The 26,877-nt window shown below is 49.9% G+C and carries 22 protein-coding genes; 16 read left to right on the top strand and 6 right to left on the bottom strand.

Annotated elements, in window-relative coordinates; genetic code table 11:
* The 12 genes from D6024_RS19765 (at position 1) to D6024_RS19710 (ending at position 15,294) form a co-directional block, all read left to right on the top strand.
* The gene (locus D6024_RS19765) at positions 1 to 1,053 is read left to right on the top strand and encodes a sensor histidine kinase (RefSeq protein WP_121356492.1); all 1,053 of its coding nucleotides are present in this window, start codon (positions 1 to 3) and stop codon (positions 1,051 to 1,053) included.
* Between the two features lie 220 nt (positions 1,054 to 1,273).
* Positions 1,274 to 2,632 carry a sensor histidine kinase gene (locus D6024_RS19760; RefSeq protein ID WP_121356491.1) on the top strand — a complete coding sequence of 453 codons (1,359 nt, stop codon included), beginning with the start codon at positions 1,274 to 1,276 and terminating at the stop codon, positions 2,630 to 2,632.
* A 38-nt stretch (positions 2,633 to 2,670) separates the two neighbouring features.
* Complete coding sequence (locus D6024_RS26865; RefSeq protein ID WP_162944895.1) at positions 2,671 to 4,575, top strand: sensor histidine kinase; 1,905 nt, start codon at positions 2,671 to 2,673, stop codon at positions 4,573 to 4,575.
* The gene (locus D6024_RS27320) at positions 4,572 to 6,545 is read left to right on the top strand and encodes a tetratricopeptide repeat-containing sensor histidine kinase (RefSeq protein WP_121356490.1); all 1,974 of its coding nucleotides are present in this window, start codon (positions 4,572 to 4,574) and stop codon (positions 6,543 to 6,545) included. The genes D6024_RS26865 and D6024_RS27320 overlap by 4 nt, the downstream gene beginning before the upstream one ends.
* A gap of 28 nt (positions 6,546 to 6,573) precedes the next feature.
* Entirely contained in the window at positions 6,574 to 6,978 is a 405-nt protein-coding gene (locus tag D6024_RS19745) for a hypothetical protein (protein ID WP_121356489.1), read from the top strand.
* Positions 6,979 to 7,061: 83 nt separating this feature from the next.
* A complete protein-coding gene (locus D6024_RS19740; RefSeq protein ID WP_121356488.1) occupies positions 7,062 to 7,454 on the top strand; it encodes a VOC family protein in 393 nt (130 codons plus the stop codon).
* 15 nt (positions 7,455 to 7,469) lie between these two features.
* Complete coding sequence (locus tag D6024_RS19735; RefSeq protein ID WP_121356487.1) at positions 7,470 to 9,563, top strand: tetratricopeptide repeat protein; 2,094 nt, start codon at positions 7,470 to 7,472, stop codon at positions 9,561 to 9,563.
* Positions 9,564 to 9,601: 38 nt separating this feature from the next.
* A complete protein-coding gene (locus tag D6024_RS19730) occupies positions 9,602 to 11,797 on the top strand; it encodes an ATP-binding protein (RefSeq protein ID WP_240410099.1) in 2,196 nt (731 codons plus the stop codon).
* A 33-nt stretch (positions 11,798 to 11,830) separates the two neighbouring features.
* Positions 11,831 to 12,208: a response regulator gene (locus tag D6024_RS19725; protein WP_121356486.1), complete on the top strand. Its 378-nt coding sequence runs from the start codon at positions 11,831 to 11,833 to the stop codon at positions 12,206 to 12,208.
* A complete protein-coding gene (locus tag D6024_RS19720) occupies positions 12,205 to 13,245 on the top strand; it encodes an adenylate/guanylate cyclase domain-containing protein (RefSeq protein WP_121356485.1) in 1,041 nt (346 codons plus the stop codon). Before D6024_RS19725 ends, D6024_RS19720 begins: the two co-directional genes overlap by 4 nt.
* 18 nt (positions 13,246 to 13,263) lie before the next feature.
* A complete protein-coding gene (locus D6024_RS19715; RefSeq protein ID WP_121356484.1) occupies positions 13,264 to 13,872 on the top strand; it encodes an HD domain-containing protein in 609 nt (202 codons plus the stop codon).
* A gap of 162 nt (positions 13,873 to 14,034) precedes the next feature.
* A complete protein-coding gene (locus tag D6024_RS19710) occupies positions 14,035 to 15,294 on the top strand; it encodes an erythromycin esterase family protein (RefSeq protein ID WP_121356483.1) in 1,260 nt (419 codons plus the stop codon).
* On the opposite strand, the gene D6024_RS19705 is transcribed toward D6024_RS19710, so the two are convergent.
* A complete protein-coding gene (locus tag D6024_RS19705) occupies positions 15,291 to 15,782 on the bottom strand; it encodes a PH domain-containing protein (protein ID WP_121356482.1) in 492 nt (163 codons plus the stop codon). The two genes, D6024_RS19710 and D6024_RS19705, sit on opposite strands and share 4 nt — an antisense overlap.
* 66 nt (positions 15,783 to 15,848) lie before the next feature.
* On the opposite strand from D6024_RS19705, the gene hppD reads away from it, so the two are divergent.
* Entirely contained in the window at positions 15,849 to 16,982 is a 1,134-nt protein-coding gene (hppD, locus tag D6024_RS19700; protein ID WP_121356481.1) for a 4-hydroxyphenylpyruvate dioxygenase, read from the top strand.
* A 163-nt stretch (positions 16,983 to 17,145) separates the two neighbouring features.
* Positions 17,146 to 18,291, top strand: coding sequence for an energy transducer TonB (locus tag D6024_RS19695; protein ID WP_162944894.1), 1,146 nt, complete (start codon positions 17,146 to 17,148; stop codon positions 18,289 to 18,291).
* Between the two features lie 401 nt (positions 18,292 to 18,692).
* Here D6024_RS19695 and D6024_RS19690 read toward each other — a convergent pair whose 3' ends face one another.
* The 5 genes from D6024_RS19690 to D6024_RS19670 all read right to left on the bottom strand — a co-directional run bounded on the left by D6024_RS19690 (position 18,693) and on the right by D6024_RS19670 (position 23,910).
* Complete coding sequence (locus D6024_RS19690; protein WP_121356479.1) at positions 18,693 to 18,992, bottom strand: hypothetical protein; 300 nt, start codon at positions 18,990 to 18,992, stop codon at positions 18,693 to 18,695.
* A 238-nt stretch (positions 18,993 to 19,230) separates the two neighbouring features.
* The gene (locus D6024_RS19685) at positions 19,231 to 20,400 is read right to left on the bottom strand and encodes a trans-sulfuration enzyme family protein (protein WP_121356478.1); all 1,170 of its coding nucleotides are present in this window, start codon (positions 20,398 to 20,400) and stop codon (positions 19,231 to 19,233) included.
* Positions 20,401 to 20,416: 16 nt separating this feature from the next.
* A complete protein-coding gene (gene metX, locus D6024_RS19680) occupies positions 20,417 to 21,448 on the bottom strand; it encodes a homoserine O-acetyltransferase MetX (RefSeq protein ID WP_240410098.1) in 1,032 nt (343 codons plus the stop codon).
* A gap of 263 nt (positions 21,449 to 21,711) precedes the next feature.
* Positions 21,712 to 23,145 carry a T9SS type A sorting domain-containing protein gene (locus D6024_RS19675; protein ID WP_121356477.1) on the bottom strand — a complete coding sequence of 478 codons (1,434 nt, stop codon included), beginning with the start codon at positions 23,143 to 23,145 and terminating at the stop codon, positions 21,712 to 21,714.
* 402 nt (positions 23,146 to 23,547) lie between these two features.
* Positions 23,548 to 23,910, bottom strand: coding sequence for a hypothetical protein (locus D6024_RS19670; RefSeq protein ID WP_121356476.1), 363 nt, complete (start codon positions 23,908 to 23,910; stop codon positions 23,548 to 23,550).
* 443 nt (positions 23,911 to 24,353) lie between these two features.
* Between D6024_RS19670 and D6024_RS19660 the strand changes: the two genes are divergently transcribed.
* A complete protein-coding gene (locus tag D6024_RS19660) occupies positions 24,354 to 24,701 on the top strand; it encodes a cupin domain-containing protein (protein ID WP_121356567.1) in 348 nt (115 codons plus the stop codon).
* Between the two features lie 62 nt (positions 24,702 to 24,763).
* Positions 24,764 to 26,782, top strand: coding sequence for a polysaccharide lyase family 8 super-sandwich domain-containing protein (locus D6024_RS19655; RefSeq protein ID WP_121356474.1), 2,019 nt, complete (start codon positions 24,764 to 24,766; stop codon positions 26,780 to 26,782).
* Positions 26,783 to 26,877 lie beyond the last annotated feature (95 nt).

Below are 26,877 nucleotides of genomic sequence, written 5' to 3'. Positions count from 1 at the left end.
ATGCACAAAGCACTAAAGAAAATGGTGGATGCCATCACTGCTCTAACGGCCCTGACCGACTCTGAAAAGGCGGCGCTGGACCAGGCATTGAAGGAAGCCGACAAAGCGCTGGTCGTAACCGAATTCAAACTGGGACGATACGAAAAGGAGAAAAAATCCCTTTCCATTTTACTGGAAGAAACCATCGAAGAATTGCAAAAGAAAACCTTTGCGGTAGAGCAAGCCAATATTGACCTGACCAGGGCCCTGATGGACCTGAAAGCGGCCCAGGCGCAACTGATCCAGGCGGAAAAGATGGCGTCGCTGGGTGAACTCACTGCCGGCATTGCCCACGAGATCCAGAACCCGCTCAACTTCGTCAATAATTTTTCGGAGCTGACAGAAGACCTGCTGAAAGAAATTGAAGAGTGCCTGCAGGATGGCCGCGTGGACGAAGCCGGTGTGATCATGGAAGAAGTAAAACAAAACCTCCAAAAAATCAACCATCACGGCAAGCGGGCAGACTCCATTGTCAAAGGAATGTTGCTGCACAGCCGCAAAAGCGACGGGCAAACGCTGCCAACCGATCTTAATTCCCTGGTGGATGAATACCTGCGCCTGAGTTACCATGGGCTGCGGGCAAAAGACAAGGCATTCAACGCAATCATGCAGACCCGCTATGACGAACGTATTGGGAAGATTGACGTGATTCCCCAGGACATTGGGCGGGTCTTGCTCAATCTTTTTAACAACGCTTTTTATGCTGTGACCGAACGGAAGAAAAAAGCCGGCGACGATTATGAGCCCACGATCCAGGTCATGACCCGGCTTGACGACAACCAGGTCAAGATCCGCGTGAAGGACAATGGTGTTGGCATACCAGCCGCCGCCATGGATAAAATTTTTCAGCCCTTTTTCACCACCAAGCCGGCCGGTTCCGGAACGGGCCTGGGACTGTCGCTGAGCTACGACATCGTGAAAGCCCATGGCGGCGAACTGAAAGTGAAAAGCATTGAAGGCGAGGAAACCGAGTTTACGATCGTGTTGAACAAAACAACGCGAAAAAAGGGATAATGCTGGTGGGAAAAAAGCCATGCGGCGAATGCCGCCTCCGTATCTGCCAGGCGTTTTTTTGATTGCAACCATGCCTGCTTGTTTTATTCTCTCGCTGTACGGTATGGAAGGTGAGAAAAGGTCGTTCGCAGCGATTCAACATGATACATTCTGCCCTTAAAAACAAAATCACCTTTACATCCGGCTCGAGAAACCAACCTAAATTTTCAGGAATACGATCATGTTTTTAGAAGCCCTGTTAACATTTCTTCTCCTGATGCGTTTGCGGAAAATTCTGCAAACCTTTTCGCCTTACCCTCTCTGGGAGCGGCGGTTGAAATGGGGGATGCTTGCGTCCGCCGTATTGTTTTTTCTGACAAACGGTCTGCGCATTGAAACGGCCACGCAATGGATCTGGCACCTGGCATTGGTTGGTATCCTTATCTTCTCGTTCCGGGAACCCCGGTTTGTTCCCGTGCGCATGACACTCTATGCGGTTTTGCCCCTTGTTGTCATCTCTATCGTTTCAAATAGCCTCCTTGTTTTGTGGCCGGCTGGCCGCCCCACCTTGTATCAATACGAAGCCTATGTTTATCCCGTAGCCGCGACCTGGCTGATCGCCCTGCTCATCCTGTCACGAAAGCAACTGAAAGCCCTGAAAGAAGAGCGCCGAAAAAGACTCCAGGAAGAAGAACAGCACCGCATCGTAACGGCACGCAAAGCCGAACTGGAAGCGCTGGTAGCCGAACGGACGGCCGAATTGCAACAACAAAAAGAAGAACTGCTGCATGCGCTGCAAGACCTGAAGGCCACCCAGGCACAGCTGATCCAGCGGGAGAAGATGGCGTCGCTCGGCGAGCTCACCGCGGGCATTGCCCATGAAATCAAAAACCCATTAAATTTTATCAATAATTTTTCTGAGCTGAATGTAGAACTGGCTGCAGAAATCGGGCAGTCTATCAACCAAATGGCGATTGGCAACAAAGAAAAAGACTCCTTGTCGCTGTTGTTGCATGACCTTGTTGAGAACCAGAAAAAAATTTACGAACACGGCAACAGGGCTGATTCGATTGTAAAGGCCATGCTGCAACACAGCCGCAAAACGTCGGGACAAAAACAGCCGGTTGACATTAACGCTTTTGTAGAAGAATACCTGCGGTTAAGCTATCACGGCATCCGCGCAAAAGACGGCATGTTCAACGTGATCATCGAAACCCATTTCGACCCGGCGCTGAAACAGGTTACCATCAACGGCGAAGAGATCGGGCGGGTCTTGCTCAACCTGTTCAGCAATGCCTTTTATGCCGTAACGGAGAAAAAGAAAAATAAAGGCAGTGATTACGAGCCGACGGTGCAAGTAAGCACCCGGAAAAGAGGCGGCAGACTGGAGATCTGTGTCAAAGACAATGGAATGGGCATTGCCGAAAAAGTAAAAGAAAAAATTTACCAGCCTTTTTTTACCACAAAACCAACGGGTGAGGGAACTGGTCTTGGGTTGTCGTTAAGCTACGACATTGTAACCAAGGGCCACGGCGGTGAACTGAAGGTGGAAACAAAAGAAGGGCAGGGAAGTGAATTTATCGTATCGATACCACTTTAAAACGCTCCCGGAAAATGATGCTTCACACGCATTCAGTCATGTCCCTGATTCTGGCGCTAACGGCGGCAGGAATGGTTGTTCATCTTGTGCGGCTGAAACGTCCCGTCAATGCGAAGAAATGGCTCCTTGGTTTTTATTTCTCGTTGTTTTGCTGGCAGGTGGAAAATATGGTCCGTTACAGCCTTCCGCCGGAATACGAAGGACTTTTATTGCCAAAACTTTCTGCCACGTTCATCCTCATCCCGGGACTTGCATTTACGCTCATCTGCCACACCCAATACGTTTATTGCTTCCTGGCAGATCCCTTCCCTCGCGAAAGGAAAAAAGTATTCCTTATCAGTCTTGTTTTCTTCCTTGCAGAATTCGCCTTTGCTGTCTGGAACGAATTCTTCGGCACGGGAAATTTTGCCTATACCCGGATGTCGGCTTTTGTCTTTAGTGCGTTTTTTACCCTGTGGATGATTGCGCTGGCCCTGCGCAAGGCACGCTACCTGCATGGCACCGATCCGAAAGCCTCCAAAGCGCATTATATCTATGCCGGTATCAACGGCTGCTATGTGATCGGAAGCACGATCTCCATTGTCTTTGGCTTTCTTACCGTTCCGGGTTCGTGGTCGTATTTTTCGTTTGTGTGGCTTGGCAATCTTGCCTCCATCGTTCTTTATATTGTGACGGCAGCTGTGCCTGCGGGTTTTCAAACCAAGATCACCGGCTTTTCTTTCATCGTGGCGGCAACGATTCTTTGCATCATCACCATGACATTTTACCCACCCGATTACTCGGCCGATCTCGCTGCCCAAATGGCGCAGCAGCAGGGATTGACCCGACTCGTGATCATCGTTCCGTCGGTGGCCCTGCTCATCGTTACCCTGATGCCGTTGATGCTGCGGGCCAGCCTTACCCGGCCGCTGGAACGGCTGCTGGAAGGCGTGGAGAAGGTGAACGCCGGCCAACTGGATACGCATGTGGAAGTGGGATTGCGGGACGAAATCGGACTGCTGACCGAGAACTTCAACCACATGACGCAAAGCATGAAAAAGGCGCAGGATGAATTGACCAATTATGCGCAGACCCTCGAAATTCAAGTCGCAACCCGGACAAAGCAGTTGCAGCAATCGCTCAACGACCTGAAAGCCACGCAGGCGCAACTGATCCAGCGGGAGAAAATGGCGTCTTTGGGCGAGCTCACCGCGGGCATTGCCCACGAAATCAAAAACCCGCTGAATTTTATTGTCAATTTTTCCGAAGTGAGCGAAGATCTTGCCGACGAGTTGCGGGAGGAGATCAACAAAGTGGAAATCGACAAGGAAAACGTCAACAGCCTCCTGGATGACATCACTGGAAATTTTCAGAAAATGGTGCAGCACGGGAAAAAAGCATCCAGCATCGTATCGAGCATGTTGAAGCACAGCCGGGCATCAAAAGGAATAAAAGAGCAAACCGATCTCAATGAGCTCATCGAAACCTATCTCCATGCCAGTTATGAAGAGATGCAAATCAAGAACAAAAGTTTTCGTTCCGTCATCGAAAAAAACCTCGATCCGGAGATCGGTAAACTGAACGTTGTGCCGGAAGACATTGGACGGGTGCTGCTCAATCTGTTTAACAACGCCTTTTATTCAGTGAGTGAAAAGAAGAAACTGCTCAATGGAACGTTCGAACCCACTGTCACCATAACCACCAAAAAAGAAAGCGACAGGGTTGCGTTATGCATCCGCGACAACGGTACCGGTATCCCCCAGCAAATTATCGATAAAATCTTCCAGCCTTTCTTTACCACCAAACCGGCCGGAGAGGGAACAGGGCTAGGCCTTTCACTCAGCTACGACATCATTACCAATGGACACAAGGGCGAAATTATCGTAGAGACCAAAGAAGGCGAGGGGACAGCGTTTATCGTGCAGTTACCTTTTCAGGAACAGAAGCCAACAAATAGTCAATGAAAAACAGGCTGATCATCGTGCTTTTCTTGCTTGGCATTCATGCGGCCAATGCGCAGCAGAATGAAGGCGATCTGAGGGCCCTTATCAACCAGCACAAGGGCGATAGTGCCGAAGTCAACGCTTTTGTCCAATTAAGTTACGGGCAACCGTTGGATTCGCTTACTTGGTATGCGCAGAGAGGCCTGTCACTGGCCAGGAGAATTGGGTATAAGAAAGGAGAAGCAGATTGCCTTTTGATTCTTCAAAACTGTTATGGTCAGCAGAGCAATTTCAATCAGGCGATACAGGCCAATCTGGATGCTTTGGCGATTTACGAAGACAGTAGGGATCATGCCGGCATGGCCAATGCACATGCCATGTTGCAAGGCATTTATCGCGAAATAGGCGACTATCGCAAAGCCCTGTCCCATGCGTTTCTTGGCTTGCAGATAGCCGAAGACTACAAGGTTAACGGGTCAATTGTTTTCCCCGGCCATCGTTGGTTTCCTTTGTTACTGGCAGAGATTGGGCAGACGTACGTGTTAATGAACAAACTGGACTCCGCTCTTTTTTTCACGAAGAAATCCATTGCACAGAATGAACTTTTTAATGGCACAACGTGGGAGTTTCCTATTTACCTACTGGCAACCATTCTAAACAGGAAAGGGGAATATAAACCGGCGTTGGAAAAATATCGCGAAGCACTGGCCTTATGTGTGCCAAACGGAATTCCATGGGATACATTACAGATATACAGCGGCATGTCAACGCTTTTCAAAAATGCGCGGCAATACGATTCGACGATTCATTATGCAAAAATTGTCGAACAGGGATGGAAGAGTCAATCAGAGTTTAAAAATCTTCTGGAGGCAGTCAGCAACCTGGCACAGGCCTACAAAGCAATTGGGAACAAAGACAGCGCTCTTAAATATACCGAGCGTAGTTACGCGATAAAAGACACCATTTTCAACACCGAAAAAGACCGCGAAATACAGCAGGTCGCCTTCAACGCAAAGCTAAAGGAGGAAGAAATGAAGGCGGGCCAGGAGAAGTACAAAAGCAGGATACAGATATATGCACTGATTGCCGGCTTACTGGTTCTGCTTTTTCTCTCCGTTGTGCTATGGCAGGGCAACCGCCAAAAGCAAAAAGCCAAAGCAAAAATAGAGCGGGCCTATGCGGAGTTAAAGTCGACACAAGCTCAGTTGATTCAACGGGAGAAGATGGCTTCCTTGGGTGAACTGACTGCGGGCATTGCCCACGAAATACAAAATCCACTGAATTTTATCAACAACTTTTCGGATATCAATATTGAAATTTTGGCCGAGGTAAAAGAAGAAATCGGTTCTGGTAAAAAAGACGCCGTTCTCCAGGGAATCAATGCCGCAACGGAAAACCTGCAAAAAATCCTGCACCATGGCAGACGGGCCGATGCCATCGTGAAAGGCATGCTGGAACATAGCCGTACGTCAAAGGGAGAGAAGCAGTCCACAGATATCAATACCCTGGCGGAAGACTACCTGCGACTTTCTTACCACGGAATGCGGGTAAGAGACAAATCGTTCGATGCGGTGGTGGAAACGCAGTTTGACAAAACCCTGGATAAAATAGACGTGGTACCGCAGGAAATCGGAAGAGTGCTGCTCAATCTTTTCAACAACGCCTTTTATGCTGTCAGTGCAAAGAAGAGGCAGTTGAATGGACCCTATGGACCGGTAGTGAATGTTTGCACAAGGAAAGAAAGAAACTCCGTTGTCATCGTGGTCAAAGACAACGGCACCGGCATTCCGGAAAATGCAAAAGAAAAAGTCTTCCAGCCTTTCTTCACCACCAAGCCGCCGGGAGAGGGAACGGGCCTGGGCCTGGGCCTGTCACTCAGCTACGATATGGTGAAGGCCCACGGCGGCGAACTAAAGGTGGAATCGGAAGAAGGGGAAGGTGCGGCGTTCGTAATCCGGCTTCCACTTGACAACTCCCAAACAACGCACTGATCGATTCATTAAAACAAAAGGAGGATTTATGAATCTTGAATCACTATCGGCCGCGACCCGGGTAGCGCAATTGAAAAAGGTAGCAGAGGACTATTTTGAGTCCTTGCGCAACGCAAAATTTGAAACCATCCCCTGTGCGGAAACGGCATCCATCCGTACACCGTTCGATCCTGGCGGCGTGCTGGTTCCGACCAGCGGGAAAGACGTCTATGAAAAGTGGTGGCTACCACTCGGGCCCGCGTTGAAAGATATAACGGTGAACATTCTTGGTCATTACATCCAGGAAGATTTGTCCGGTATCATCAGCGAGGCGGAAATTTCACTGAGAGCGCCTGCGGTAACACTTCGCGTAGCCGACCGCTTTACGGTAAATGAAGAGAGCCGGATTATCGAGCAGGAAAACCATTTTGATCCGCGGGCGGTGACCGGTTGATACGTTGCAGGAGAAAAAATCATCATCTATTTTTATGGACCTGGGTACCTGTTGAAAGCAGCCACTATTAAAAAATTATAACCATGGCTATCCAACCGCAAACTCCCGGCATTCACCACATTGCATTACGCTGCAAAAATTTTTCGGTGACCAAAGACTTTTATCAGAACGTCCTTGGTTTGCCGCTGGCGCTTGACAGTCCCGACCTGATCGCCTTTGTCGCAGGACAGGTGATCGTTGCGTTTAAAAAAGCCGAAACAAACGGGAACCCCGACGCCGTATTTACGCCTTTCAACATTGGTCTAGACCACGTTGCCCTGGTCTGTGAAACGGAAGACGAACTTCACCGCTTTGCCAAAGGCCTTGCCGACGCCGGCGTGGAAAACACCGGTGTGAAAAAAGACGAGACCCTGCAAAAGCTTTACGTGGCTTTCAAAGATCCCGACCGCATTCAATGGGAGTTTTACATGAAGTAAAACAAGCGTTTTCGCATGGAAACCGAAAGCACCTTGTTCGAGTTGCAGAAAAGAATTGACGACCTGAATGCCAGGGCATGGGAGATCCGTGTGAATGATTCGGGGAAGGCCTTTTCTATGGGAAAGGAAGCCGCCGAACTGTCACGACAAGCCGGTTATAAAAAAGGTTTGGCGGAGGGATTGCGGACCTACGGTTTCGGTCTCATCCGCCTCTCAAAACACAAGGAAGCAAAGGCCGTCTTGGACGAAGCCTTTGTGTTGTTTGCTGAAATGGGCGACAACCGGGGCTTGTCGGAAGTGCATGAATATTTCGGGATTATCCACCGCAGCTTTGGCAATTTCGATGCCTCACTGGAAAACCTGTTCAAGGCGCTGGACATCTGTACCCGGACCAACTACCTGGAAGAGGCTTCGCTGGCCTGTTACCATCTCGGCGTGACGTACAAATACATGGGCAGTTACGAGAAAGCCATCCACTACCTGCTCGAGGGATTGAAAACAGCCAGGGAAATTGGACACTGGGTAGCTGAGTCTTATGCACTGAACCTTATCGGGCAGATCTATTTTGAGACCGGCGACTACCAGCAGGCGATTGCTTATTACCAGCAAAGCCTGCAAATCCGCCGGTCGAGCGGCGACCAGTGGGGCGAAGCAGGATGCCTCGATAACATTGGATTTACTTACTACAAGATCGGCGCTTACGAGCAGGCTATTGAAATGTGCACACAGAGTCTTGGTATTTGCCAGTGTACCAGCGATAAAAAAGGCATTGCCAACACCCTGTTTCATTTGAGCCAGGTATATCACAAGCAGGGCAGGACAGAAAAGGCGCTTGCTACCGCCAACGAAAGTTTGCAGATCCGCAAAGACATCAACGACAAGCGGGGGCAGGCCGAAGCGCTACTTTTTCTTTCGCAACTTTCTCTTTGTTCTTTTCCTGCGCGGCAGACGGCGCTTGTATTTTTGAACGAAGCGTTTTTGCTGGCCAATGAGATCAAGGCACAGGACCTGCTGGCCAATGTACATTTCCACTATTACACCACGTATAAAAAGCTGGAGCAATTTGAGCAGGCGCTGGCAAGCCTGGAAACCTACAACCAGATCGAGCGGGAATTGCACAAAGATGCGCTGGCCGAAAAGGTGATCAACCTGCAGATCTCCCACCGCATCGAACAGACAAAGCAGGAAGCCGAAAACCTCCGTTTGCAGAACGAGGAGCTGGCGGCTCTGTACGAAGAGCTGAAAAAGCAAAAAGAAGAAACAGACAACCAGCGCAAGATTGCCGAAGATTCCCTGGTGCAGTTAAAAGAGACACAGGCGCAGTTGATCCAGCGGGAGAAGATGGCGTCGCTGGGTGAGCTCACAGCCGGCATTGCCCACGAGATCCAGAACCCGCTCAACTTCGTCAATAATTTTTCGGAGCTGAACCTGGAACTGATCACCGAAATGAAAGACGGGCTTCAGCAGGGTAGGAGCGAGGATGCAGTGGCAATGGCAGATGATATTCAGCAAAACCTGGAAAAGGTTTCCTATCACGGAAGGCGGGCTGATGCCATTGTGAAAAACATGCTGCAGCACAGTCGCAAAAGCACCGGCCAGAGAGAGCCGACAGACATCAATGTACTGGCAGATGAATACCTGCGCCTGAGTTACCACGGTATGCGGGCAAAGGACAAAGCGTTCAATGCGACCATCGAAACGGATTTTGCTGCGGTAATTGGCAAGGTGAACGTGATACCACAGGACATCGGCCGGGTGCTTTTAAACCTGTTTAACAATGCCTTTTATGAAATCTACAAGAAGAAAAAACAACTCAGGGAAGGGTTTGAGCCAACGATTTGGGTGAGCACAAAAAAATGCGTCAATGCAATTGAAATTATTGTCAGGGACAACGGCAAGGGGATTCCGCAAAAAGCACTGGCGAAGATCTTTCAGCCTTTTTTTACCACCAAGCCAACCGGTGAGGGAACAGGCCTGGGCCTTTCGCTGAGCTACGACATCATCACCAAAGGTCACGGCGGCGCGTTGCTTGTGGAGACGCAGGAAGGTGAAGGCACCACGTTCATTGTTCAACTGCCAGCTCCGGCATCGGTAGACAAACACGAATAATTCCGTAAATTCCTTTCGAAAACGATCGCCAACCACCCATGCGAGCTTTTCTTTTTATAGTTTTTCTGCTGCTTTCATTTGCCACCTTACAGGCGCAGGACAGCTTTCCGGCGTTTCCCCTGCATGGAGAGACGGAACCTGTCATCACCGTACCGGAGACTTATGTCAGGGTATGGCGCGACGATGAAAAAAAGGCCCTTTTTCACGACGTGGTTTCCGGTGCCTACCAGCCGGAATTTCGTAAACTTGGCGAATGGACCAAAACGCTTTATCCCGGTGTATACTGGCTGCACTACCGCCTGCGAAATGCATCCGATTCTCCTGTCCATATCGCCCTGACATCGGCCGCCAATTTCGCTACCTGCTTTGTGAAAAAAGGAAGCTTACCCTGGGAAAAAAAGCAAACCGGCTGGCTACAATCCTGGACTAAAAAAGACGGCATAAAAAAAGGAAACAGCCTGCCACTGTTGCTCTCCCCTGGTGAGGAGGTGGAGGTGTACCAACGGGATGATTACTGGCAGCAGGTGCCCAAATCGGTGCAGCCGGCCGTGCAGGTGCCGCGGAAGATGGCCGAAGTTCAGTACCTGCAGGCGCAGGCGATCCCGCCGCTTTCGGCGCAGGCCAACAAAATGTTGTCGGCAATGATCGCGGGTATTTTGCTTTTTGCAGGAATCATTTATTGGCGCTTTTACCGTATTGTCCGGGTGCAGTTTTATCTCCATTATGCCCTTTTCCTGTTTGGCTTTTCGTTGCTGTATTCGCCGCTCGGTGTCCTGTTCCAGTCCTTTCCGCTGGTAGATCTTTATGTGGGAAACCTGGCCTTTGGTTTCGGGCTGTTTTATTTTACGCAATTCTTCCGCTCTTACTTACGCACAAAGGTCAACTACCGGCGGTGGGACAGGTGGTTGATCGTGGTGAGCGTGCTGCCCCTCCTGTCTTTTTTCGTGAACTATGTATTTGTGAATCTGTTGCCGCCGCCGGTGCTTGTACATACCCTTCCCTGGGGTGGGCGAAGCTATATCCTCGTCCTGGACTCGCTGTTGGTGACAGCCGTTCTTTTCATTTTTACCCACCGGGCTTCGGCCGGCATTGTGGCCACAATACCGGCCCTGCTTTTATGGGGCGTTGGCCAAACCTATAAACTGGTGCACAACCTGTTGCAGGCCAGCAATCCCGCTTTCCAGGCCCACGGCCTGATCCGGTGGATGAATGAAAATACTTACGTGGTAGACCTGGTCAGCATTCTCTGGATCGTGTCGGTGTTTTCCTCGCTCCTGGTTCAGCGGTTTGCCCACCTGCAAAATAAAGTGCTGAAGCAGGCGGTTCGCAACGAGCGGTTGAAGCAGCAGAAAGAGGCGGAGCGTCACCAGTTGATCGCCAGGCAAAAGGCCGAACTGGAACAACAGGTGGAAGCCAGAACGCTGGAACTGAAACAATCCCTGCGCGACCTGAAGGAAGCGCAGGCTCAATTGATTCAAAAAGAAAAAATGGCGTCGCTGGGTGAACTCACTGCCGGCATCGCCCATGAGATTCAAAACCCGCTGAACTTTATCAACAACTTTTCGGAGCTCAATCTCGAGATCATCGACGAGATCAAAAACGAGGCAGGAGCTAATACAGCACTTGGCCCGCTGGCCGACGACCTGCGGGTGAACCAGTTGAAAGTGCTCAAACACGGCCAGCGGGCCGATGCCATAGTAAAAGCCATGCTGCAACACTCACGGTTCAGGGTCGGCGAGAAAGAACAAACCGATATCAATGCCTTGGCGGACGAATACCTGCGCTTGAGTTACCACGGTTTCCGCGCCGGTAACAAGGATTTTAATGCCACCATTAATACGCATTTTGATTCCGGCATCGACCCAGTGCATGTTGTACCCGAAGAACTGGGCCGGGTGTTGCTCAATTTATTCAACAATGCGTTCTACGCCGTGAATGCGAAAAAGCAGATGCTGAACGGAACCTTTGAACCTATCGTGTCGGTTGCCACGAAAAAAACGGGCAGGGGAACAGAGATATCGGTGAGCGACAATGGTACCGGTATTCCCCAAAAAACGGTTGACAAAATTTACCAGCCTTTTTTCACCACCAAACCAACCGGCGAGGGAACGGGCCTGGGCCTTTCGCTGAGCTACGACATCGTGACCAAAGCTTATGGCGGTGAACTGCAGGTGGAAACAACAGAAGGCGTGGGAACAGTGTTCAAAATTATTTTACCTGCCAAAACAAATTAACTAAATTCCCTAACTAAAAGAGCCAGACTGTTTATGAAGATATTAGTGGTAGATGATGAAAAAGACATGCAGGCGCTGTTCGAGCAGCGCTTTCGAAAAGATATCCGGAATGGAAATGTGAATTTTGCGTTTGCGTCTTCCGGCGAACAGGCTTTGAACTATCTCAACCAGCACAGCCACGAAGCGGTGTTGATCCTTTCCGACATCAACATGCCCGGGATGACTGGTTTGCAATTGTTGCAAAAAATTAAGCAGAATCATTATGAACCACCGCCAGTGGTCATGATGGTGACGGCTTACGGCGACGAGGAAAATTACCACCAGGCAATGACCCTGGGTGCTGATGACTTTCTCACCAAACCAATTGACTTTGCGTTGTTACGGGAAAAACTGAAAATACCAGTGGTATGACCAAAATTCTAGTGGCAGACGACGAAGCGGACCTTGAGTTGTTGATCAAACAGCGGTTTCGCAAGCAGATCCGTGAAAACAAGTACCAGTTTGTTTTTGCGCTGAATGGGAAGGAGGCGCTGGCCCAACTGGAGGTGGAAAAGGACATTGACGTGGTGCTCAGCGACATTAACATGCCGGAGATGGATGGCCTGACCCTGTTGAGCCAGTTGACGGAACTAAGCCCTCTCATCAAAACCGTGATTGTATCGGCTTATGGCGATATGGACAATATCCGGACGGCCATGAACCGTGGTGCCTTCGATTTTATCTGCAAGCCGGTGAACTTCCAGGACCTTGAACTGACGATAGAGAAAACCGTCCAGCACGTCAACCAGTTAAAAAAAACATTACAGGCGATTAAGGAAAATGACATTTTGCGCATGTACGTTGACGAATCAGTGTTGCACTTCATGAAAAGCAAGGAATTTGAGAAGGCGCTGATGGCCAACGAAATCATTGACGCTACCGTGGTGTTTATCGATATCTGTGGCTTTACGTCCATCATGGAGAAAGAACCGGCTGACAAGGTGGTGAAGCTACTGAACAAATACTTTGACGTGATGGTGAAAGCCATTATTGCGCAAGGCGGACATGTCGACAAGTTCATGGGGGATGCCGTGATGGCTGTTTTTCGCGGCGACTTTCACCTCGACCGGGCCATTGAAGCCTCCCTGACGCTTCGGGCACAGATCGAAGCCCTGCCACCGGAAGAAAACGGGGCCGGCTATATGCCGAAAGTTTCGATCGGCATCAACAGCGGGGAAATGATCAGCGGGAACATCGGTTCGGCCACCTTGAAGCGACTGGATTATACGGTGCTTGGCGATGTGGTGAACACCGCCCAGCGCCTGCAAAGCGCGGCGACCGCCGGACAAATCTTTATTGAAGAATCATCTTATCAAAAAGTAAAGGAGTTTTTTAATTGCAGGAAAGTGGGAGAGTTTACCGTGAAAAACAAAGAAAAGCCCCTGGTTGCTTATGAAGTACTCAATTGACATCACAAACCACTAACGATGAACGTGCCACCGATCACTCACATTACGAAGCAACAGTACGACAGCGTCTGCAACGCGATGCTGCCGCAATTCAAAAAGCTTCCTTCCCAACTGTCCTACCATAATTTCGACCATATCCTTGGCGTGATCCGGGCAACGGATTACCTCCTGCAAAAGGAAGGCGTGCCTGTTGAGGAGCGCTGGATGATCCTGACGGCGGCACTTTTACACGATTGCGGTTTTTTGAAAGCCTACCAGAACCACGAGGAACTTTCGTGTGATATTGCCCGGGAAATCCTCCCGGTTCACGGCTACAGCGCCGAAAATATCGACGACATCTGCCGCCTGATCATGGCGACAAAGCTGCCGCAAACGCCCCTTGATCATTACAGCCAAATTCTTTGCGATGCCGACCTCTATTACCTGGGCACTGACAGCTTTCTGCCCATAGCCAACAATCTCTACAAGGAACTGAAAGCGGTTGGCTTCATCAAAACCGAGGAGGAGTGGAACGAAAAGCAATTGAATTTCCTTCACCAGCACCAGTATTTTACCAAAACAGCCATCGCCGAACTGGCACCGAAGAAGCAGCAAAATGTCGTAGCCCTGGAAGGTAGTGGAAAATAAACGCTGCGCTTTCTTCCAGCATTTTTCTTTTGCGCTGGGCCAGGACTGTTTTTAAACATGATTCAGTTAGAATCTGTTTCTTCCAGTCTGTGCCTTGTCCCTGATTCGTTGTAGCCGAAACACTGGCGCAACAGTTGCACGCAATTTCTAAACGCATAGAGCATGCATGCCCTTCATTCTGCCAACGATCTGGATGCTTTGCTGGATGACATTGGCGATCGCCCCGTAGTGATGCTGGGGGAAGCCTCGCACGGCACCCACGAATACTATACCTGGCGGACGGCTATTTCCAAACGCCTGATCCGGGAAAAAGGTTTCAACTTCATCGCCGTCGAAGGCGACTGGCCCGACTGTTACCGGATCAATCGTTTTGTTAAAGGCTACAAAGACGCTGGCGATAACATCAAAGATGTGCTGCTGCACTTCGACCGCTGGCCAACCTGGATGTGGGCCAACTGGGAAGTGGCGGCGCTGGCCGACTGGCTGCGTGAATACAATCAATCAAAACCGCTGGTGCAAAAGGTCGGCTTTTACGGTTTGGACGTGTACAGTCTTTGGGACAGCCTTTATGCCATGATCAATTATCTTGAAAAGGAAGATCCGCAGGCGGCGCAATCGGTGAAGAAGGCCATTCAATGCTTTGAGCCTTTCCAGGAAGATGAGCATGCCTATGCCCGCTACTCTCTGACAGAGCACTCCTGCCGCGATAAGGTGCTGGCCATGCTGCGGGAAATACGGCTGAAAGCACAATTCCTGGACGGCGACCGTGAGGCCGGTTTCAATACGGAACAAAACGCCATCATTGCCGTGAATGCCGAGAAATATTACAGCACCATGATGAGCTTTAATAATGATAGCTGGAATGTGAGAGACACCCACATGATGGAAACGCTGGACAGGCTGATGACATTTCACGGGCCCAAAGCCAAAGGCATTGTGTGGGAGCACAACACCCATATCGGCGATGCACGGGCAACGGATATGAGGAGGTCCGGGATGGTAAACATCGGTCAGCTGGCAAGGGAACAATATGGCATTAATAAGGTTTACCTAGTTGGTTTTGGGTCTTACCAGGGAACAGTGATCGCTGGCGAGGAGTGGGGGGCACCAATGAAAGTAATGGACGTGCCCGAGGCAAGAGAAGGTAGCATAGAACACCAGTTGCACAGCGAAAGCCCGCAAAACCGTTACCTGTTGTTCAACGCCGAAGAAATGCGCCGGCAGTGGGATGAAGCAATTCGTCACCGGGCTATTGGCGTGGTGTATCATCCAAGCAGGGAAAAATTCGGCAACTATGTGCCGTCGGTTATGTCGAACCGGTATGATGCCTTTGTTTTCCTGGATGCCACGAGGGCTTTGCACCCGCTGCATTTAAAGCCGCATGCAGAAAAAATCCCGGAAACCTACCCCTTCAATTATTAAAGCTGGTGTTCGTGGATCAAAACATTGTCGTTGCCCCAGCGGCGGTTTTTGCGACAGATTTCCGCATAGTTCCGGATCTGGTCCTTAATCCAGTGCGGTTTTCGAAAGGCCGTAAAGAGTAGCTTGCCTTCCGCTTCGTCGGTGCTGTACACCACGATATTTCCAACACTAAACATCCGGTAGAAAAAAGGTTCTTCAATCGAGGTGTCGCGAACGCGGTAAAGCTCCGTTTCGTTGGTGACTTTGTTGAACACACCCTGCGAAACAATGAGACGTTGGTCGGTGAGGGTGAGTTTCATGGATTTTACCAGCATCCATTTCCACCACGCATAGGCAAACGGCACCAGCAGGAACACCAACAGGACCGGGTTGTTCAGCACAAACGAAAGCACAATGATACCGGCAGCCAGCAAGCCGCAAACAAGGAAGAATTTGAGGTTTACGATTTGCGAAGGGCTGGTTTGGTGAATGGTTTTTTCGGGTTCCATGAACACGATTTTGTCGGTCGAATATAGCTAATTTTGTAGCACGCTTTTTTCACCGAAATCAGTTTTATGGAAACGCTGACATCTGCAAAACAATCGCTTGCTGCAACGACCGATTTTCTTCCTCTCCAGGGGACCGACTATGTTGAATTTTACGTGGGCAACGCCAAACAGGCCGCGCATTATTACATGAGCGCCTTCGGTTTCCAGGCCATCGCCTACGCGGGCCCCGAGACCGGTGTCAAAGACAGGGCAAGTTACGTGGTGCGCCAGCACAAACTGACCTTTGTCCTGACGACACCTTTACGGCCTGGCAACGAGATTGCGGATCATGTGTTTAAACACGGCGACGGGGTAAAAGTGCTGGCCCTGCGGGTGGATGATGCCATATCCGCCTGGAAAGAAACCACGGCACGCGGCGGCCGGAGCTACCAGGAACCGCAGCGATTAACGGATGAAAGCGGCGAAGTGGTGCTAAGCGGAATTCATACCTACGGCGATACCGTACACCTGTTTGTCGAGCGAAAAAATTACAGTGGCGCTTTCATGCCGGGATTCCGGCCCTGGAATAACCCGCATTTTGCCCCGGCCGATACCGGATTGCTGTACGTTGACCATTGTGTGGGAAATGTGGGGTGGAACCAGATGAATCCCTGGGTAAAATTTTACGAGGACGTAATGGGGTTTAAAAACATTTTATCCTTCGACGATGAAGATATCTCGACTGACTATTCAGCTTTGATGAGCAAAGTCATGAGCAATGGCAATGGCTTTGTCAAGTTCCCGATCAACGAGCCGGCAGAGGGCAAGAAAAAGTCGCAGGTAGAAGAATACCTGGAGTTTTACAACGGCGAAGGCGTACAGCACGTTGCTCTAGCAACGCAGGACATTGTCAAAACAGTGCGGGACCTGATGAGCCGCGGCGTGGAATTTTTAAAAGTGCCCACCTCTTATTACGACGACCTGCTTGACCGCGTCGGTAAAATCGACGAAGACCTGGAGCCGCTAAAAGAACTGGGCATCCTGGTAGACAGGGACAACGAGGGATACCTCTTGCAGCTATTTTCGAAACCCGTACAGGACCGGCCAACACTTTTCTTCGAAATCATACAGCGCAAAGGCGCCAAAAGCTTCGGCAAAGGTAATTTCAAGGCCCTCTTTGAAGCCATTGAACGGGAACAGGCGGAACGGGGCAATCTTTAAGCGGTTACTGACGTTAATGTGATGCACTGCAATGGTTCACCACCGGATTGTCCGTGGCAGCGAGCCGTGCCGAAATAATCGAACAAACTCTTTGCTTGAACGATTTTTGAACTTTTCTTTACACTTGAATAGTGAACTTGCCAACCATAAAGCGATCAATTTGATGAAAAACCTTCTTCTGGCTGTTTTAATGTTGCTGGGAATTGCCGGCTTCGGACAAGGAACCACGGTTTCGTTTATCGAGTTTCAGCGAAACTTTACCCGCCCGTCGCAGGCCATGCAAAACAAGCTGGACACGTTGCAAAAGCAGTTTGCCGCAAAAGGTTTCCAATGGCCGGCCCGCAATCTCTACATCCGTTCGTTTAAGTATGACGGGCAGTTGGAAGTGTGGGTAAGCAACAGCCGCAAGGAGCCCTATAAGCTTTTCAAGACCTACCGCGTTTGTGCACTGGCCGGTTCGCTGGGACCCAAGCGCATGGCCGGCGATTACCAGGTTCCGGAAGGCTTTTACTACATCAGCGAATTCAATCCCAACAGCAATTACTACCTGTCACTCGGCCTGAATTATCCCAATGTTTCGGATAAAATTCTTGCCGACCCCGTGCGTCCCGGTGGCGACATCTATATCCACGGAAGCTGTGTGACCGTTGGCTGCATTCCGGTAACCGATCAGCAGATTGATGAAATTTACCTGCTGGCAGCGTTTGCCAAAAATGCAGGGCAGGACTATATCCCGGTACATATTTTTCCGATTCGCTACAACAATCAAAAAAGTGTTGACTATCTCACGACACTGACCAAGAACGACGAAAAGCTGAACGCTTTTGAGACAAAACTGGAATCCGTTTATGACCATTTTGAACTGACCCACCAGTTGCCGGTGATCATGGTCGATACACAGGGCGAATACCAGTACGACGGTCTTGCAAAAAAACTGCCGCCACCGCCAAAGCCCAAGAGACAACCCGTGCAACACAGGGTCCGGAACATTACACAACTGGCCGATGTGGTGCTGACCTGGCCGCAGTTCACCGGTGGGGGCGAGGGCTTTTTGAAATATCTCGATAAAATGGGAAAGGCGCTATCGTCAAGTCTTCCTCCAACCGTTAAAAAAGCCCATGTGCAGATTGAATTCATCGTGGACACCGACGGCGTACCGACGAATTTTAAGGTGTTGCAGGGCGTGAACGAAGAATTCGACGATGAACTGATCTCGGTACTGGAGCAAATGCCTGTATGGGAACCGGCGATCCTCGATGGCAAACCGGTGGCAAAAAAGATCAAGCAGAGCATTACCATCGAAAAATAAAAAACAATACATTGAAGAGAAGCAGTCCGACACCGGGCTGCTTTTTTCGTAAAAATACGCTATTACGTGCCGTATAACTGCTTGTAGAGGGGTGGGTTGTTTACCCGGGTTGGCGTAATAACCATAGGGTGAAAAAAGAGAAAAAGCGCAATTGTACAGGTCGTGCGGCCAGCTTACTTTTGTACCAGATCATTGCGAAAGCGGTGAGCCGATATCCAAAGAAAACCAACCATCCAAATCCTTCGAAAACCAGGACTTTTACTCGTTACGTCCGTTTTTAGTTTTGTACCCGAAAACAAATCCATTCTTATGAAAAACACAGGCGTCCAATCAGATGAAAACTAAGTTACACGTACCAAAAACCGCCTGAAATTATTATCCCGCCGAGAGGCGGGATTTTTTTATGCATAAAACTCTGCGTGAGAAGAGTAAGGTGAACCACCCTGTTTAAAGGTCAGGCGTGGTTTCAGGTTTGCGCCATTTGTCAAAGCCCGTAGTTTCTCCGACGAATTATAAGCCATCACGGAAACAAGATCCTCATTTTCTTTCTGGTAAAAAACTTCTACCAGGAGGTGGTCCAGTTCGTAAAGATCAACGATAAAGCTGTCCTCAATCCGGGATAGCAAAAAGGTCGCATCGGATAAAAGCACATCTGCTTGTTGTTGATAGCTGAGTTGATAAAAATCGGTAGAGTTGAACATGCAAACACAATTTAGGCTAAAAAATGGTTCATATAACAACAATCTGTACAGTAATTGTGCCAGTTTGTCTCTGCCTGAAATGGAGTGAAACTCCGTGAAACGACGGAAAAACAGAGGAAGATATTTGCCAGAGTGTGGAAATGCCGGTAAGTCCGGTTCTACACATATCAGTCAACGGGGCAGCCTGCAGGGAAATTCTCCCCGTTTGCCGTGTACGTTTTCTGCCAACAGCAAATGATTAAAGACGGTTCAGTGCCTGCAAGATGTCGTTCAGAATGTCGTCCTTGTTTTCGAGGCCAACGGAAATACGGATAAGCCCCGGCGTAATGCCAACGGTTTGCCGTTCTTCCTCCGTTAGTTTGGCATGCGTGGTGCTGGCCGGGTGCGAAACAATGCTGCGTGTGTCGCCAAGATTCGCCGTCAGCGAAAGCATCTGCAGGGAATTGAGGAACGTTCGTCCTGCCTCCAGGCCGCCGCTCAGTTCAAAGCAAACAATCCCACCGCCGTCCCGCATTTGTTTTTTGGCAATGGCATGTTGCGGGTGGGACGAAAGAAAAGGGTATTTGATCCAGTTTAATTTCGGATGGTTTGAAAGCGCTTCAGCCAGGTAAAGTGCGTTGGAGGCATGGCGCTCCATTCGAACTTCCAGTGTTTCCATGCTTTTGCTCAGCACCCAGGCATTGAAGGGAGACATGGCGGGGCCCGTGCTGCGGCAAAACAGGTAAATATCTTTAATAAGGTCTTTGCGGCCTACAACGACGCCGCCCAGAACCCGGCCTTGCCCGTCGAGCCACTTGGTGGCCGAATGCACCACGAGGTCGGCGCCCAACAGGATGGGTTGTTGCGAGACCGGCGTGGCAAAGCAGTTGTCAACGTTCAGAATAAGGTTGTGTTTCTTAGCCAGGGCGCTCAGGGCCGAAAGATCGAGGATATCCAACCCGGGATTGGTTGGAGTTTCCACATAGATCATCCTGGTCGTGGGCCGGATCAGTGATTCCCATTCTTCGGGTTTGTCGGCTTTAAAATACGTGTGTTCAATTCCGTATTTGGGGAGGTATTTGGTGATGACGGTATGTGTGCTGCCGAAGATGGCATTGCAGGCAAGCAAGTGGTCGCCCTGTTTCAGCAGGGCCATAAACGAAGCAAAAACGGCACTCATCCCCGAAGCGGTGGCAAAGCCGGCTTCCGCACCTTCCATAATGCAAACCCGGTTCACAAACTCCTGCACGCTGGGATTGGAAAAACGGCTGTAAATATTGTCGTCTGTTTCGTCGGCAAAGGCGGCCCGCATGTCTTCGGCATTCTCAAAACAAAAAGAGCTGGTCAGAAAAAGGGGCGAGGAGTGCTCCATTTCGTTGGTGCGTTCTACTTGGCTGCGGATGGCTTTTGTTATGCGGTGTTGGTTCATTGTACGTGTGTTTGTGTTAAGCGTATAACCATTGCGAGAGATGTTGACTGATGGCTGCTGTTTCCACCAGGAAGCCGTCGTGCCCGTAAAGCGATCCGATGGTGATCAACTGGGCCGATGGAATCTGTTCGGCGAGAAAAACAAGCTCTTTCACCGGGCACAAAAGATCGGATTCGATGCCCATCACCAGCGTTTTGGCGCTGATGCTTTTCAGCACCTCGTTCATTTCTCCTCTTCCCCGTGCAAGGTTGTGGGAGTCCAGTGCCTTGCTCAGGTGCCAGTAGCTGTGCGCCGTAAAGCGGTTGGCCAGCTTTTCGCCCTGGTATTGAATATAGGACGAGGCCATAAAACCGTCAACCTTCTCGTTGTTGTGATCCGTTTGCGTTTTTACAAACGAGTCGTAGCTCCGGTACGTCAGCATACCGATGGCCCGGGCGACTTTCAGGCCGTTCAGGCCGTCCGATTCCCGGCCTTCTTTCCAGGTGCTGTCGGTTTCGATGGCCATGCGTTGGGCTGTATGAATAGCAATACCCCAGGCACTTTCCCGCGCCGAAGTGGTGATAAGAAAAAGGTGTTCGCACAGCGCCGGCGCTTTTACGGCCCATTCGAGCACCTGGTAACCGCCCATGCTGCCCCCGGCGAGCAAATGAATTTTTTGGATACCCAGGTGTTTGCGAAGCAGGTCGTGGGCATTGACCATGTCGCGGATGGTGATAAAGGGAAATGAATAAAAATATGGCTGACCTGTTTCCGGATTGATGCTGGAAGGCCCCGTTGTACCGTAACAGGAGCCCAGGATGTTGGCGCAAACAACAAAATACCGGTTGGTATCAAACACCAGTCCCGGCCCGATTAAGTTGGGCCACCATTCCCTGGCGTTGGAGTTTGCCGTCAGGGCGTGGCAAACCCAGATCACATTATCACCGCCTTCGTTGAGTTGCCCCCAGGTGTGATAGGCGATTGTCAGTTCGGGAAGCACGGCGCCGGTCTCCAGCGCAAAGGGTTGCTTGGAAGAAAAAGTTTTCACCCGGTCGTGCATGTCTTTCATACTGGTCTGTTGCGACAACGATTCTGCATTCATTGATAAGTCGCAAAATTGAAGAAAATACTGTTTTATGCAGGTGAAAATTTCAAATCGGCCCTGCGGCGTAGTTTCCGGCGGGAGTGCCGGGTATAGCGAAAGTCATTTGCCTTGCGTTTTCGGAGACGGTAAATTGGCGGATTACAGTGTCAGCGCCGGCAGGTAAAGCATATAAAAAGGGAAGGGTGGCCACGAAGAGCCACCCTTGTCTTGAATTATAGGCATTGAAACTACTGCTGTTTTACCACAACTTTTTCGATGCTTGAAGTTGAGTTGGTTTTATCCAGGATTTGGATCGTGTAAAATCCTTCGTTCAGGTTTTCAATTACCAGGTTGTTGGAACGTACGTTGCTGAATTTCTTCACAACGCGGCCAGCCATATCGCTGACAACAACGTCTTTTTCGTTTGCAGTTTCAAATGCCAGGTTGACTTTTCCATTGGTTGTCGGGTTGGGGTAAACAACCACTTTGCCGGCCAGGTCTTCGCTGCGCACCGAGCGGATCTCGGAAATGCTGGTTTTACCATCGAAGCTCACTTGCTGGATGCGGTATTGGCTGATACCCTTTGCAGGATTGAAATCTGTGTATGCATATGATAGCAGGCTGGCGCTGGAACCGTTCATCGCCTGGGAAGCCACGAAGGCTACATTCTGCCATTCGCTGGTGCCCAGTTGACGCTGTACATAAAATCCGCGACTGTTTTCTTCCATGGCTGTTTCCCATTTCACGGCAACATTTTGCTTGATGCGGGCCGCGGAGATGGAACGGAAATTAGCGGCAAGCGGTGCACAAGTGTTGGTGGCATAGGCAGTCGACACGTTGGGAATGCCAGGTGTGTTGGCAACAACCCAAACATTGAATTGCTCTCCCGGCTGAACGCTGTAGGCATAATCGCCAACAGAGCGGTAGTCGTTCGTAGCGCTGTTGAACGTGGTGGTTGTGTAGTAAACCGGGCTTACGGCGTTGGCAGCGAGTGTATCGTCTGCAGTGAATACACCAACCGGCGCTACATCTTTATAAAGCCGGAAGCCAATCGAACGGGCCTGGGTGGTAATGAAGGTGGTCGTTACCAGGCGGCTTGCACCACAACCTTTGCTCAGCGCCCTGATAATCGGTTCGTTGGGCGAAAAGGCCAGACCTTTTGACAGACAGCCAATGCTACTTAAGTCAGGCGACTGTGAAGAAATGACGTCTGCCTTCAGCGTGATCAGGCTGGCGCAATCGGTAAACGTAACCGTTACATCTTTGACGGTTATTTGACCTGAAGGATCAATATTGTACGTCAACCCGCCTTCCATGCTGGCAGGACGTTCAAAAGAATTACCGGATTTCTGGTAGTTGTACACAGTCAGTGCGCTGTCTTTGTTGATCTTGATCGTTGCCAGCGCCTTGGCGGCATTCAGTTCAGCAGAAGTCGGAACGTGGTTGTCGTTGCCATAAAAATTTGCTGGGAGTGCATTGTAATCGGCCGTGCTGTACAAGTACAGGGCCGTTACCTTGTTGCCACCGTTTCCGGTCAGGTTAAAGCTCAGGTCAAACGTAAAGCTGCAACCGGATTTGCGGATGTTTGACACCGCCGGTTGGGTGACGGTACATTGTGCATTCAGTTTGTTGAAAGCGAAGGTTGATGCCAAAAGGGCACAGGAGAGTAGCAGTTTTTTCATAAAAACTTTTTTTGATAGTTTACAAATGCCGTTAAATCGATGTATGATGTTTTGGTTACATCCAGTATTGGGGGCTCATCGGATTGGAGATATGTGCGGACATTGATAGGATGGTCGGATCGATAAACGAACGGCGGTAGTCAATAGGTACAGCAAGACAGGAATAGAATTCTCTATTCAAAAAAATGGTAAAATGGAAATTAGATCAGGAGGTCTTTGAGAAGGATAGGGCGGATCAGATGGTGTAGCTTGAGAGCAAACATAAACCCTGAATTTCAAATTTGCAAATCAGCAGGAAAAATTTTTTTTCAGGAGGCGAACGTTTTAAAAACGTATCCTCTTTTCCGTTAGTTGTTTTATTTTTTCACGGTGAATGACGATTCGCAGCAGTGAGGCTGATTGTTACAGGGCAAAAACCTCCGCTTCAATTTCACCAGCCCGCCTTTTTTCGTCGTCATCCACACCTTCAAGGCCATGCAGGTAATACTCCTCTTCGTCATAGCATTCTACAAAATAAAGGGTGAGCGAATAGGCGGCAATCAGGCCGGGACTGGCATCTGTAGCTGGTGTGAACGGCAAAAAATAATCGCTTTCCTTGGCGAGAAACAACAGCCTGTCGGTATAATATTCATATGCCTGTTTTTTGCTTTCTGCAAGCGAGTCGAAATGGAAATCCAGCGAATGTGAGAACGACTCTTCTTTTCTTTCACCTCTGCCTGAAGTGGCGACAAATTCATCAACCCTGTAAAAATAAGTTGGCGTCATGGATGGTTACGTCTGGAAATCAAGCCCGGTCCGGGCATTTGTGAAAATGAAAGTTATGGAAAGCAAATGAAATGTGACGGCGAAACGTTGGCGGGAGAGACGTTATTTCATTAACGGTACCTTCCTGGCGTAAAAAAAATGGTGATAGAAATGCACTTCAACAGCAGGAAATGGAAAATGAATCTCCAACAATGTGCTGCGTTTTGGGAGTGAGCAACTAAAGCCAGAGTCGTCGGCCCGATGGTGCAGGATAGTTGAAAAGGAATCCGTTTTTATCTTGAAAAACGTGATTTTCGCTTTGAACATTACAACGCTTTGTTCAGCGTGTTAAAACAATGCCCGAAATGATTGCTTGTGTGGAATGCAGAAAGTCCTGGCAGTTATTTCTGCCGCACCAGCACCAACGACAGCTAACCTTTTTTCGGATCGATAAAGCAGGATTTATGGAAACAAACAAAAATGAAAACATCTTCCAGGTAAACAAGGAGATCGACTGGCAGCCGGCCGGCCCCGGTATTCAACGGCAAATTTTCGGGTATGGCGACCAGGTGATGATGGTAAAAGTGCTGTTTGAAAAGGATGCCGTCGGCGCTTTGCACAACCACCCGCACATACAGGTTTCCTACGTGGAAAGTGGCGTTTTCGAGGTGATCATCGGCGGCGAAAAAAAGACACTCCGGGGTGGCGACGGATTTTATGTTCCGTCGAACGTTGAACACGGCTGCCATTGTCTTGAAGCCGGTGTGCTGATAGATGTATTTACACCGCAACGCGAAGATTTTTTGATCTGATTTTTGTTTGCCTAGTTTCCCGGATGGCGGTTTTTTTCTTGTCGTAACGAATACTATTTTTTATGCGTGTCGTTTTGCTTGCTTTGCATTTACTCGTGTTTTCGACCTCCGTATTCAGCCGTTCCGAACCCGAAATGGACAGCATCCTTTCGAACTACCGCCTGTATCTTTTCCGATCGGTGAACCTCCGGGTTTTGGATTCTGCCGTGGCTGTTTATGTTGCGCACTACTCCCCTGCAAAGCAATGGACCGAAGTAAATTACAATGACACCAGTTCCGCCAGCTGGCAGGTCATGGGTCACCTCGGACGGGTGGAAACACTGGCCTATGCGTGGGCCGATCCCGCATCCGCTTTTTATCAAAATGCTTCACTCTGGGCAGTACTGAGCCAGTCGCTGGATCACTGGCTGGAAAAGCGCTACCAGAACCGGAACTGGTGGCACAACGAAATCGGCGTGCCGCGAAGCATGCGCAATATTCTCGTCCTCACACGGGATCATTTAAGCTCGGAGCAATTTCATCGTGCAATGGAGGTTTTTGCACAGCACAAAGTAAAAGGTACAGGCGCCAATATGATCTGGAGTGCCGACCTGGGAATGCATTTCGGTTTGTTGAACCATGATGAAGACCTGGTGGCTAAAACCAGTCAGTTGATTGCCCGGGAAATTAAGGTGTCAACGGACGAGGGCATCCAGCCAGACTACAGTTTCCACCAGCACGAAGCCAGGCTGCAAACGCATTCTTATGGCTCGTCGTTTTTAAGTGAAGCCGTGCGTATCGCTTGGGAATTGCGAAACAGCAAATGGGCCTTTGAGCAGGAAAAAATTCGCATTCTCACCGATTTTGTGTTGAAAGGCTGGCAGTGGATGGCAAGAGGGATCTACGTTGTTCCGGGCACCATCGACCGGTCTGCGACACGAATCAATGCGCTGACCTATGCCGACCTTCGTTCGTTATTACCCTACCTGCGCGAACTCGATCCGCAACATAAACCGCAATTCGATGCAATTGCGGGACAGCAAAACGGCACGGGCCCTTTTTTACGTGGGTTTCGCTATTATCCGTACTCGGATTTTGCCGCCTACCAGCAAAACGACTTCAGCGTTTTCGTCAAAACAATTTCCGACAGAACACTGCCCAGTGAATCGATCATTTCGGAAAATTTAAAAGGACGCTTGCTGAACAACGGCGATACCTACCTGGTTCGAAACGGAACGGAATATTTCAACCTGCTGCCTGTCTGGGACTGGAATTTCCTGCCGGGCATCACCAATGCAGGCAGCGATTTGACCATTGTTCGCAACAGTTTTGCGGGAAGTGTAACGGATGGCCGCACGGGTGCGACGGCGATGGTCTATGGGCTGGAAGGAGCGGGGAAAACACTCGCTGCGCACAAATTTTGGGCTTCCGATCAAAATCTTACGGTTTGCCTGGTCGCCGGGTTGACCGGGCAAAACATTACCGATAGCATCTTCACGGCGCTGGATCAATGCCGGTGGCAGGGTCCGGTGATGACGAATCATCGCCGGTTCGATGGTCGCCAGGGTGGCCGCTTTTTGCTGCCCGACACCCGGTGGATCTACCATGCGCAATTTGCCTACATTCCGCTCAGGCCATCTACGATAAAGCTTGAACTGGAAAAAAGAACTGGTACCTGGAGCGCTATCAACCAGTCGATCGTTGCTCCACCGGTGCAGGACAGTGTTTTTCTGCCGCTCCTGTATCACAGTCCATCGGAGCCGGCAACAGGTTATGTGCTGGCGTCGTGCACCAGCGCGGATGCGGTAAAATCACTGGTGGCGCATCCAACCTGGAAGGTCCTGGCAAACACCGGTCATTGCCAGGCAGTGGTGTTTCAAAACAAGAATGTGATGGCAGCTTTTTATGCCAACGCCACATTGCAGGTCGATCGTGCAACGTGGCTCACCGTCGACAAGCCCTGCCTCGTACAGCTGGTGGGCAACAGTCTTTTTGTGAGCGACCCGTTGCATAAAGGGGAGGTGCTGCACATGGCGTTGAATCAAAAAAAATATACCGTAACGTTGAAGGCTGATGGAACCACAACGGCTTTGACGAAGTAGCAATCGTGCCGGAACGACCTGCCTTTAAAAGCAGGGTAGCAACATAAACAATGCTTGCCTTCCCGCTAATGGCAATCCCATTGGAAGGCCGGTGA

The sequence above is a fragment of the Flavisolibacter nicotianae genome, assembly GCF_003628535.1.
In the GTDB taxonomy this organism is placed as follows: Bacteria; Bacteroidota; Bacteroidia; order Chitinophagales; family Chitinophagaceae; genus Flavisolibacter; species Flavisolibacter nicotianae.
The sequence above is the reverse complement of the archived record's forward strand: the minus strand, read 5'-3'. Positions and strand labels throughout refer to the sequence as shown.

What these genes read in the sequence shown, in the direction of transcription:
- D6024_RS19765 (WP_121356492.1), top strand. Translation starts at nt 1, where the DNA reads ATGCACAAAGCACTAAAGAAAATGGTGGATGCCATCACTGCTCTAACG.
- D6024_RS19760 (WP_121356491.1), top strand. Translation starts at nt 1,274, where the DNA reads ATGTTTTTAGAAGCCCTGTTAACATTTCTTCTCCTGATGCGTTTGCGG.
- D6024_RS26865 (WP_162944895.1), top strand. Translation starts at nt 2,671, where the DNA reads ATGTCCCTGATTCTGGCGCTAACGGCGGCAGGAATGGTTGTTCATCTT.
- D6024_RS27320 (WP_121356490.1), top strand. Translation starts at nt 4,572, where the DNA reads ATGAAAAACAGGCTGATCATCGTGCTTTTCTTGCTTGGCATTCATGCG.
- D6024_RS19745 (WP_121356489.1), top strand. Translation starts at nt 6,574, where the DNA reads ATGAATCTTGAATCACTATCGGCCGCGACCCGGGTAGCGCAATTGAAA.
- D6024_RS19740 (WP_121356488.1), top strand. Translation starts at nt 7,062, where the DNA reads ATGGCTATCCAACCGCAAACTCCCGGCATTCACCACATTGCATTACGC.
- D6024_RS19735 (WP_121356487.1), top strand. Translation starts at nt 7,470, where the DNA reads ATGGAAACCGAAAGCACCTTGTTCGAGTTGCAGAAAAGAATTGACGAC.
- D6024_RS19730 (WP_240410099.1), top strand. Translation starts at nt 9,602, where the DNA reads ATGCGAGCTTTTCTTTTTATAGTTTTTCTGCTGCTTTCATTTGCCACC.
- D6024_RS19725 (WP_121356486.1), top strand. Translation starts at nt 11,831, where the DNA reads ATGAAGATATTAGTGGTAGATGATGAAAAAGACATGCAGGCGCTGTTC.
- D6024_RS19720 (WP_121356485.1), top strand. Translation starts at nt 12,205, where the DNA reads ATGACCAAAATTCTAGTGGCAGACGACGAAGCGGACCTTGAGTTGTTG.
- D6024_RS19715 (WP_121356484.1), top strand. Translation starts at nt 13,264, where the DNA reads ATGAACGTGCCACCGATCACTCACATTACGAAGCAACAGTACGACAGC.
- D6024_RS19710 (WP_121356483.1), top strand. Translation starts at nt 14,035, where the DNA reads ATGCATGCCCTTCATTCTGCCAACGATCTGGATGCTTTGCTGGATGAC.
- D6024_RS19705 (WP_121356482.1), bottom strand. Translation starts at nt 15,782, where the DNA reads ATGGAACCCGAAAAAACCATTCACCAAACCAGCCCTTCGCAAATCGTA.
- hppD (WP_121356481.1), top strand. Translation starts at nt 15,849, where the DNA reads ATGGAAACGCTGACATCTGCAAAACAATCGCTTGCTGCAACGACCGAT.
- D6024_RS19695 (WP_162944894.1), top strand. Translation starts at nt 17,146, where the DNA reads ATGAAAAACCTTCTTCTGGCTGTTTTAATGTTGCTGGGAATTGCCGGC.
- D6024_RS19690 (WP_121356479.1), bottom strand. Translation starts at nt 18,992, where the DNA reads ATGTTCAACTCTACCGATTTTTATCAACTCAGCTATCAACAACAAGCA.
- D6024_RS19685 (WP_121356478.1), bottom strand. Translation starts at nt 20,400, where the DNA reads ATGAACCAACACCGCATAACAAAAGCCATCCGCAGCCAAGTAGAACGC.
- metX (WP_240410098.1), bottom strand. Translation starts at nt 21,448, where the DNA reads ATGAAAGACATGCACGACCGGGTGAAAACTTTTTCTTCCAAGCAACCC.
- D6024_RS19675 (WP_121356477.1), bottom strand. Translation starts at nt 23,145, where the DNA reads ATGAAAAAACTGCTACTCTCCTGTGCCCTTTTGGCATCAACCTTCGCT.
- D6024_RS19670 (WP_121356476.1), bottom strand. Translation starts at nt 23,910, where the DNA reads ATGACGCCAACTTATTTTTACAGGGTTGATGAATTTGTCGCCACTTCA.
- D6024_RS19660 (WP_121356567.1), top strand. Translation starts at nt 24,354, where the DNA reads ATGGAAACAAACAAAAATGAAAACATCTTCCAGGTAAACAAGGAGATC.
- D6024_RS19655 (WP_121356474.1), top strand. Translation starts at nt 24,764, where the DNA reads ATGCGTGTCGTTTTGCTTGCTTTGCATTTACTCGTGTTTTCGACCTCC.